The 8410-nt window shown below is 54.8% G+C and carries 9 protein-coding genes and 3 pseudogenes; 9 read left to right on the top strand and 3 right to left on the bottom strand.

The window, feature by feature from the left end; translation table 11 throughout:
- From AC1DVH_RS22925 to AC1DVH_RS22895, 7 genes and pseudogenes are all read left to right on the top strand, one after another.
- A pseudogene (locus tag AC1DVH_RS22925) lies at positions 1–176 on the top strand (IS630 family transposase); the annotation flags it as partial.
- A gap of 265 nt (positions 177–441) precedes the next feature.
- Positions 442–1236 (top strand): pyrroline-5-carboxylate reductase family protein, encoded by a 795-nt coding sequence (locus AC1DVH_RS22920; protein ID WP_477755735.1) that lies wholly within the window; start codon positions 442–444, stop codon positions 1234–1236.
- A gap of 18 nt (positions 1237–1254) precedes the next feature.
- Positions 1255–2130 (top strand): methyltransferase, encoded by an 876-nt coding sequence (locus AC1DVH_RS22915; RefSeq protein ID WP_477755734.1) that lies wholly within the window; start codon positions 1255–1257, stop codon positions 2128–2130.
- A complete protein-coding gene (locus AC1DVH_RS22910) occupies positions 2114–3040 on the top strand; it encodes an EamA family transporter (RefSeq protein ID WP_477755733.1) in 927 nt (308 codons plus the stop codon). The genes AC1DVH_RS22915 and AC1DVH_RS22910 overlap by 17 nt, the downstream gene beginning before the upstream one ends.
- Positions 3009–3377, top strand: coding sequence for an FAD-dependent oxidoreductase (locus tag AC1DVH_RS22905; RefSeq protein WP_477755732.1), 369 nt, complete (start codon positions 3009–3011; stop codon positions 3375–3377). The genes AC1DVH_RS22910 and AC1DVH_RS22905 overlap by 32 nt, the downstream gene beginning before the upstream one ends.
- Before the next feature lie 348 nt (positions 3378–3725).
- Positions 3726–3995, top strand: coding sequence for a hypothetical protein (locus AC1DVH_RS22900; protein WP_007985568.1), 270 nt, complete (start codon positions 3726–3728; stop codon positions 3993–3995).
- 190 nt (positions 3996–4185) lie between these two features.
- Positions 4186–5244: an AbiJ-NTD4 domain-containing protein gene (locus tag AC1DVH_RS22895; protein ID WP_477755731.1), complete on the top strand. Its 1059-nt coding sequence runs from the start codon at positions 4186–4188 to the stop codon at positions 5242–5244.
- A 220-nt stretch (positions 5245–5464) separates the two neighbouring features.
- On the opposite strand, the gene tnpA is transcribed toward AC1DVH_RS22895, so the two are convergent.
- The 3 genes and pseudogenes from tnpA to AC1DVH_RS22880 all read right to left on the bottom strand — a co-directional run.
- The gene (gene tnpA / locus AC1DVH_RS22890) at positions 5465–5743 is read right to left on the bottom strand and encodes an IS66-like element accessory protein TnpA (protein WP_477755730.1); all 279 of its coding nucleotides are present in this window, start codon (positions 5741–5743) and stop codon (positions 5465–5467) included.
- A 161-nt stretch (positions 5744–5904) separates the two neighbouring features.
- Positions 5905–6534, bottom strand: coding sequence for a LysE family translocator (locus tag AC1DVH_RS22885; RefSeq protein WP_457266161.1), 630 nt, complete (start codon positions 6532–6534; stop codon positions 5905–5907).
- Positions 6535–6767: 233 nt separating this feature from the next.
- Positions 6768–6980 (bottom strand): annotated as a pseudogene (locus tag AC1DVH_RS22880) (hypothetical protein); the annotation flags it as partial.
- On the opposite strand from AC1DVH_RS22880, the pseudogene AC1DVH_RS22875 reads away from it, so the two are divergent.
- Together AC1DVH_RS22875 and AC1DVH_RS22870 are read left to right on the top strand one after the other, a co-directional pair.
- Positions 6978–7367 (top strand): annotated as a pseudogene (locus AC1DVH_RS22875) (AMP-binding enzyme); the annotation flags it as partial. The pseudogenes AC1DVH_RS22880 and AC1DVH_RS22875 sit on opposite strands and share 3 nt — an antisense overlap.
- Before the next feature lie 156 nt (positions 7368–7523).
- The coding region (locus tag AC1DVH_RS22870) for an OmpP1/FadL family transporter (protein WP_477755729.1) at positions 7524–8410 on the top strand (887 nt) is incomplete at its 3' end.

Here is an 8410-nt window from a genome sequence, read left to right as displayed (position 1 = left end):
GCTCAGTGCGTGAGTGGGAAAGCTCGATTACAACGTTCTTGGCTCTGCGAAATGCTCAGCTTAGGCGCTATGTCTGGAATGCGAAGGGAGAGGATGTTTTGAATAAAATACAACGCGCCCGTGAGGCACTGGCTTCACCGATCAATAGGGATCTTATTTCTGAGGCGGCACACTAGAGTTTTGAGGGTTTTTCAATGGAAAAGTTAGCTTCTTTTTAGTGCGCAGTTAGGAAGTTGTGTTGTGTGGTAGCTATGAAGATTGGTTTTATAATTTACACCCCCTCGTAATGCGTTGAACAATATCAATTGTTTTACCCATTATGCATATCTGATATGCGTTGACAGTCCTCGATTTGATATGGAGCTTTATGCAGGCGTTACTGGCTTTTTTCTTGGCCCGTAAAGTGGTGCGATACTTCTATTCATACATAAAGGACTGTTTATGAGAGCGGTACATATGTTGGGCGTAGGGCATATGGGTGGGGCCATTCTTTACGGTCTTCGTCAGCAGATGAAGGGTACCGACAGTCTTCGTGTTGTCGAGGTTGATGCCGAGCGTAGCGCCACATATTCCACTGATGGTTTCCGGGTCAGTACCCGCCTCGAAAGACTTGAGGACGACGACATTGTTGTTCTGGCTGTCCCTCCACAGCAGTTCGAACAGGCATTGGTGCAAAACGAGCTGCTCAAACGACATCGCGGCCCGGTCATCTCGGTCATGGCCGGCATCACTTTGCATACGCTGACCCGTGAGTTGGGGCATTGCAACGTCGTGCGTTCGATTCCCAATACACCGTCACAGGTGGGTGAAGGCGTGACGCTGTATTGCGCCCCGACGCAGGCCCGTCCCGAACTGACAGCTGCTGCACAGCAGGTGTTCGGTGCAATCGGCTTGGTCATTCGTGTTGAGGACGAAGCGCAGATTGATTCAGGCACGGCCCTGGCAGGCGGCGGTCCAGCGCTGGTCGCCTTTTTTGTCGACGCCTTGCAGGAATATGCTCATGAGGAATGTTTCGATGCCCGTCAGGCTGAACTGATCGCAACTCAGCTACTGCACGGCACTGCCCGGTTGATACGCGAAACGGGCAAGCCCGCCTGGCAAGTCTGCAAGGACGTACAAACCAAAGGCGGTACGACGGAGCGTGCTATCGACACGTTTGTTGATGCGGATATCAAGGGCACCGTCAAAGCGGCGTTACGGGCTGCGGCGCGTCGCTCGGTAGAACTCGGAAAGTAATGAGAAAAGGATAGCTTGATGAGTGCCCAGGTAAATTTGCAATCAGCCTCCCCAAACATCGATTCTCCGCCGGCGGAGGACGTCAGTTATTCGCTCTATTTTGGTTTGGGTCAGCGCCTCACGCTGGTGGATCACCCTGAAGTGTTCAAAGTCAGCGCGGCCGGCAAGGCCTTTGGTTCATTACTGACAAGGCGTTTCGGAAGGCAATACGCCGATGCTCGCTTTCTCGATATAGGAACGGGCAGTGGCGTGCATTCGCTGCTCTTGCGCCGCCTGGGTATGAAGTCAGTCACGGCCACGGACATTTCACCCCAGGCGATTGAGGTGGCGAGGATCAATGAGGTTGCCAATCTTGGCGCGGGCGATGTCCGATTTATCCACAGTGACCTGTTCGATGGCCTGGACCCCACCAACGACGCCTTTGATGTGATTCTGTTCAACCCTCCTGGCTGGCAGACCCCTTCGGCGGCGTTTCTACAGGCCCTGCAACGTACCGAGTCGGCTCAGGGGCTGTCCATTGAGGCGATGTTTTATGGCGATCGCACGCTCAAACGCTTTTTTGATGAAGTGCCTTTATTTCTCAAGCCAGGCGCAAAACTCATTATTGGCCTGAACTCGCTGGTGGGTATTCCTGCCGTGATGCACGCCTTGTGTCAAAAACACGAGGCCGATTACCACATTGACTGGTGCCTTTTGGAGCGACATGAGTTTCCGCTGATGCTGTACACGCAGCAGTGGCGACAACTTCAAGGATTGATCCACGAGGAAATCGTCGATTGGACACGCCAAGGCGCCGCGTATTGTCGCTTTAACGAGCAGGGCGACATCATTTGGTCCTATGAAATTCTGGAGCTGACATTCAGCAGAAGGTCAATCGATGGCAACGGGCAATAAACGTTTACCTTTTCTGACCGGGATGCTCGCTGCCGGACTGTCCAACTTGTTTCTGGGACTGTCGTCGCTTTATTGGAGGGTATTCCATGACATGAATGCTGTTGCTCTGGTGGGTTACAGAGTGGTGCTTTCGCTAGCGACCGTCACATTGATCCTGTGTGTGAAGCGAGATCTGCTCGCGCTGTTTCATCGACTGAAACTGCGTCAAGTAGTGCTTCATGGCTGTGCTGCGGTACTGGTGGCGACCAATTGGGGGGCCTTCATCTGGGCTTCGATTCACGGTCGGGTGCTGGAAAGCGGGTTGGGATACCTGATCGCTCCCTTGTTGAGTATCGCAGTGGGGTTGCTGATCTATCGGGAACGGCTCAGCTCCCTGAAAGCGGTTGCGTTGGGCATCGTTTGCTTAAGTGTCTTTTTCCTGGTCACAGGCAGCGGCGATCTGGATGCCCGAGTCTATGTCGTCATCGGCGTGACATGGGGGCTGTACACCTGGCTGAAAAAACTCACGTCATTGAGCCCGCTCAACGGGTTGTTTGTGGAGTCCTTGCTGCTCGCCTGCGCGCTGTGCCCGCTGCTGTTTCTGTTCGATGAGTTCATACCCTTGCCCGTCAGCTTCGGCGGGTATGAACGGGCGCTGCTGATTGGCTGCGGGCTGGTGTCGATCATTCCGCTGGCGTTGTTTTCGTTTGCTGCCGGGCGCTTGCCCATCTCGGCCATGGGGCTGTTGCAGTTCATCCTGCCATTGACCCAGTTCATTGTGGCAGTCGAGATCTACGGGCAATCAGCCTCGACTTACACGTTGCTGGCTTTTGCGGCAATTACGTTCGGCATGATACTGGTCATCTTTGAACCTGTATTGAAAGGCTTCCCTGGATCAAATGGAGTTGAAGAAAGTGGGTCGAAAATATAGCGCTGTTGTCATCGGGCTGGGCATTGTCGGGAGCACCACGTTGTGGCGTCTGTCGACTCGCCAGTCCAACATTCTGGGTATCGATGCTGGAGCGCCGATCAATCGACTGGGTTCATCCTATGGTGGCTCCCGAATTTTCCGGCAAGCGTATTGGGAGGGCACGCAATACCTTCCTTTGCTTTCCCAAGCCAATGATCTTTGGCACGAACTGGAGGCGTCCAGTGATCATCCTTTGCTGTGGCGTAGCGGTGGCCTCTTCATCGGGCCGCAGAGTTCAGGCGTGGTACCCAAGAGTGCCGCCACGGCACGGGCAGGCGGGATTGACCATCAGCACTGAATGCACAAGAGATTACGCAGATGTTTCCGGCCTTTCGGGTGCTGCCAGACATGGAAGGTATTGTCGAGGAAGGCGCTTACACGATTGCAGCCGACGCCAGCAGGCTGCACATGCTCAATCATCTGCATCATCAGTGCTCTTACTAGGCTCTCTGACACACAATGCTAGCAGGCTCAATCCTTATCACCTATCAATCGACAACGGCGCTTGAATTCGTCCACTTGGGGTCAATTTCCGTCAGTCGTGACAAGCAGAGATCGGCCAGGAGCGGGCATTCGATTTCGCTATTCATCAATCTCCCGAGCGTGCGAAATTACCAGCCCTTCAATTTCTCTCAAAGGCAGGCTCATGACCTCCACCCTGGCAGTCTCGGATATTTTAGGTCCATGGAGTGGGGATGCCCCCACAGGACTCATTCAGCGTTGCAGGGAGGCATGGGATACACCTCTAGAGAGTTTGAATGATCTTATGGTCGCTACTTTTTTGAATCAGAACATCGCGACCAAACACCTGCTCATCGAGGCGAAGCGCCGCATGAAAGACCAGGAACGAGATGAAACCGAGTACTTCGACGGCCAGCTTCTCGAAGCTATCGAGCGCTTGCAATCCGGGGAGTAATTCATCCCGACGGTTTGTTGCGTTCGACACGGACTATCTATATTGGATCGCTTTCTGTCTCACGCGACTGGCAGAGAACGGCCAAGAGTGGACTGTGACCCCGCCCCTTCGGACGACTGCTTCAGATAGACTAGAGGCACCCCGCCTGCCTCGAAAGTCACCACTAATTGGCGGAGTGAGAGAATTGGCCATGCTTACTGATGTCTTCTTTCGCAGGTACGCGAATCGCCCAATGTTCGAAAGCGTCGGACAAAAGGAATCTGCACTCTTAGTGCAGACGTACAGAATCGTCAACGAGCAGATTTGGAATTACTACGGGTACAGCCAGAAGGTCGACGAGAGCGTTAAGACAATTTGGACTGATATTCACGACCGGCTGGCAATGGAGATGGGGGTCAAGGAACTGTCGCCGAAGTATTACTCCTATCCGACTGAGTATATGGGCAAGCCTTACACGAACTCGGGTATGAACAACATGAACTTTGTGGTCGAGAGGTGGCTCAACCTCAAATTTGCTGATGGTATGGACCCCGACATATTCGTCAAGCGTCGCCTAAGCTTCGTGGAATTAGCTTTTCGCAAGCGAGAGGAGCAAGTAGCTCAAGCGAATTCTGATTTTCCGCTGCTGCTGGCCAAGGCCGAATTCCAAGATAAGATGCCCCGGAGATCCATGACAGTTCCTGGCTCGCAGTCCAACAGCGTTCGGGCCTTCAATGAGGGTTTGAACAGGACATTCTCAGCAAATGTGAACGAGCTGAACGAGCGCCTAAAGCAAGCTGGTATGCCACTGCATTATCACAATGGGTACTTGCAGATTACTAAGGACGAGCAGCTTCAAGAACAAGTCGAGCAGCCATTCTGGCTATTGGTGAATGACGCTCAATGGAAGAACGTCAGCATTGACATGGCCGAGGCGATTGATCGCAGAGACACCGGCGGCCGAGATCCATCGTTCTATGCCGCCAAGGCACTGGAAAGCACGATCAAGATCATTTGCGAACTCAAAAAGTGGGCTACCGGTAATGAGAGAGGTGTGGCCGACTTCCTGAATCATCTTGAGAACAAGGCGAATGGCCCATTCATCGAAAGCTGGGAACGGCAATCAATGCAGCGATTTTACAGCGACGTGCGGAACGACTTGGGACATGGACCCGGTTCCAAAGACATGCCCAGCTTCACTTCTCAGCAGATAGATCAAACGATCGAGTTCTGCATGTCATGGGTCAAGAGCTTGATCACGCGGCTATAGCTACCTATGAACGTTACAGACATGAGCGGCTGAAATATGCTCGATACCGGTACTGCCATAGGCGGCAGTACCCTTGTCTCGTAGCGGTCATTTGGGAGTGATCAGCCGAACGGCTGCAACGGGTCGTTCTCTGCCGGTCATGGCCACGAAGCATGCTGGTCAAATCCGATGCAAATGACTGGTCAAGTCGAATGCAAATGGGGGGGGCAAGTCTGTGAATCTACCTAACTTTGACGGTGCCGCGCGGGTGCTGGATTTCAACGCAGATATTCGATGATGCTGCGTGCGAATTTGCTACGGCCAGCTGCATGGGTAACGGAATGAATGCAGGTTGCAGCGCTGTGCTTTTCTGCGCTTGCACCCGAATCCATTTGTGTACGGGGTTCGCGTTGAGGCTATGGCTGAGTGCGATGCTGGCAATCGAAGCGCCGGGTCGGGCACACGCTTGAATGACCTGGGCCTTGAAGGACTTGGAGTAGGAACGGCGTTGTGGCTGCATGAAAATACCCGCTTAAAAGGCTATAACTGGTGCCCACTTGAATTTAAGTGCACACCATGTCCTGGCCTTGCGGGGCTGGGTAGATGGCTTGGCCGGACGGATACCTTGCGACGATCCTCCAGCGCGCCCGATGCGCCAACCGCAAACAGCCCGGTTTAGCGTCATCCTTCGACGGTCATGCGCATGGCCAAGCCCGCGAGGACCGTCCCCATCAGCCAGCGTTGCACGGTCTGCCACACGGGCCTGCTGGCGAGGAATGTCGCAATGGAGCCAGCCATGATGGCAATCAGGGCGTTGACGCTCACGCTAATGACGATCTGCGTAAAGCCAAGCACGATGGATTGCGCCAGCACGCTGCCGTGGCCGGCGGGGTCGATGAACTGGGGCAGCAGCGACAAATACATGACCGCGACTTTGGGATTCAGCAGGTTGGTGACAAACCCCATCATAAACAGCTTGCGCGGGTTGTCCTTGGGCAGCTCGCGCACCTGGAACGGAGAACGGCCGCCGGGCTTGACCGCTTGCCAGGCCAGGTAGAGCAGATAGAGCGCGCCGCCGAGTCGCAGGGCGTCATACGCATAGGGAACCGCCAGGACCAGGGCTGTGATGCCCAGTGCGGCGCAAAACATATAAACGACGAAACCCAACGCCACGCCACCCAGGGAAATCAGTCCGGCCATTCGCCCCTGGCAGATCGATCGCGAGATGAGATAGATCATGTTCGGGCCGGGAGTCAGCACCATGCCGAGTGAAATCAGGCCGTAGGCAAGCAGGTTGGACAGTTCGGGCATGGCGTAACTCCTGAAGGAAGAGATAACGAATTGGAAGCTCCGCTAAATCTGTATAAAACGGCTTTCGCGATCGCTGAGGTATGCACCTGGATGGTGCGGACGATAGTAGGGCGGCCAAAGGGAGAACGTTAGATACAGATTGACTGACAAAACGTCATACAGCCGTCGCAGCACTTGATGTCGGTGGCTCGCGCCAACCGGGCGATGGCCGCCGCGCACGGCCGTGGTCCGGTTCACGCGGGACAACCGGTTTTGCGCGGTGGCGATGGCGAGCTCACCGGCAGGGTGCCAGCGGCCGTCTGGCGACCCACCTTGAACCATGCGGCGTACAACGCCGGGACGAAGAAAATCGTCAGCAGCGTCGCCACGGTAAGGCCGCCCATGATCGCAATTGCCATCGGCCCCCAGAACACACTACGCGTTAGCGGGATCATTGCGAGCACAGTGCGATCGGCAGCCCCGACGCCTATTCGGGCGAGGTGCCGGTCGCCTACGTTCAACTACGCCCCGGGTACACCTGCAACGCTGAAGAACTTGAGTCGTTCGCTCAACTCAACATCAGCGAGCGGGCTGCRGTTCCCAAGCGCATTGAAATCCTCGAAACGCTGCCACTGACTGCCGTGGGCAAGATATTCAAGCCCGCCTTGCAGCAGCGCGAGATTGCCAGGGTAGTCCAGCTGGAAGTGGAGCACCTGTGTCTGCGGGAGATTGCGGTGGACGTGGTACAGGACGGTCGTCGCGGGCTAGTCGCATGCATACGGGCTGGGGCCGATGAGGAGAACCTGGCCCGCCTTCTGGGTCGCTACAGCTTTCAAGTGGAGTGGCTTGAATGAGCGCGAATTTGCCACCGTAAGCCCGGCAAACATGCCTTGGTGCTGTTCCGCCAGGGCCTTTACACAACTTCAGTCAACTTCAACTGGCACTGACAAGTGCACAGGAAGGCGAAGCCTTGCCTGCGTGCAATCAAAAAAATAATAAAGAGGTGGAAAATGAAACTGAATAGCCGTGTGATTCCTTATTTCTCCGCTCCGCGAGCAAGTGCTGCCTGGATTAAGTTTACCGGCGCCATCGCAATACTCACCGCCTCAACAACCGCGGGCGCCAATGGCATTGCCCTTAATGAACAGAGTGCAAGCAGTGCGGGAACGGCGTATGCGGGAAGGTCGTCTTCGGCGCTGGACGCCAGTACCATCTTTGGAAATCCCGCGGGCTTGACCAAGTTGAAGCGTAGTGAGATTTCCGGCGGAGCCGCGGTCGTCTCGGTGAGCGACGACATCAGTGATGCGCAGAGCAGTGCCTCAGGAACGAATAAAGGGGACTCGGTACCTTTGGGGGTCGTGCCCTTCGCCTATATGTCGACGCCGCTTGACGATCGTTTTTCGATAGGTCTGGGTCTTTATGCTCCGAGTGGCCTGATCAATGACTACGAGAGCAGTTTTCAGGGTCGCTACCATGGTTCCTATAGCACGACCAAGGAAATAACCCTGCAGCCCACCATTGCCTATCGGATCAATGATTACGTGTCCATTGGTGGCGGACCGACCATAAACCATTTCAATGCCAAGCTTCAGAACTACCTGGCCACCGGCGCCCTGAACAACGGCGAGGACACACGGGTCACCATCAAAGGCGATGACACGGCATTTGGATACAACATCGGCGTCTTGTTTGATTTGAGTGATGCGACCCGTTGGGGGATTAACTATCACTCGAAGGTGAGCTATGAACTCAAAGGGCATACTGAGGTTTCCGGCTCCCCGAGCGTTATCCCGCTGGACGGAAACTATGACAACAAGATAGACATCACTATGCCCGAATCCGTGGACACGTCCATCACCCATCATTTCAATAGTCGCTGGACGGGATACCTGGGGAC

Source organism: Pseudomonas sp. P4_C3 (assembly GCF_056402075.1).
The sequence above is the reverse complement of the archived record's forward strand: the minus strand, read 5'-3'. Positions and strand labels throughout refer to the sequence as shown.

Excerpts from the sequence above, each read along its gene's own strand:
- AC1DVH_RS22920 (WP_477755735.1), top strand. The coding sequence starts at position 442 with ATGAGAGCGGTACATATGTTGGGCGTAGGGCATATGGGTGGGGCCATT.
- AC1DVH_RS22915 (WP_477755734.1), top strand. The coding sequence starts at position 1,255 with ATGAGTGCCCAGGTAAATTTGCAATCAGCCTCCCCAAACATCGATTCT.
- AC1DVH_RS22910 (WP_477755733.1), top strand. The coding sequence starts at position 2,114 with ATGGCAACGGGCAATAAACGTTTACCTTTTCTGACCGGGATGCTCGCT.
- AC1DVH_RS22905 (WP_477755732.1), top strand. The coding sequence starts at position 3,009 with ATGGAGTTGAAGAAAGTGGGTCGAAAATATAGCGCTGTTGTCATCGGG.
- AC1DVH_RS22900 (WP_007985568.1), top strand. The coding sequence starts at position 3,726 with ATGACCTCCACCCTGGCAGTCTCGGATATTTTAGGTCCATGGAGTGGG.
- AC1DVH_RS22895 (WP_477755731.1), top strand. The coding sequence starts at position 4,186 with ATGCTTACTGATGTCTTCTTTCGCAGGTACGCGAATCGCCCAATGTTC.
- tnpA (WP_477755730.1), bottom strand. The coding sequence starts at position 5,743 with ATGCAGCCACAACGCCGTTCCTACTCCAAGTCCTTCAAGGCCCAGGTC.
- AC1DVH_RS22885 (WP_457266161.1), bottom strand. The coding sequence starts at position 6,534 with ATGCCCGAACTGTCCAACCTGCTTGCCTACGGCCTGATTTCACTCGGC.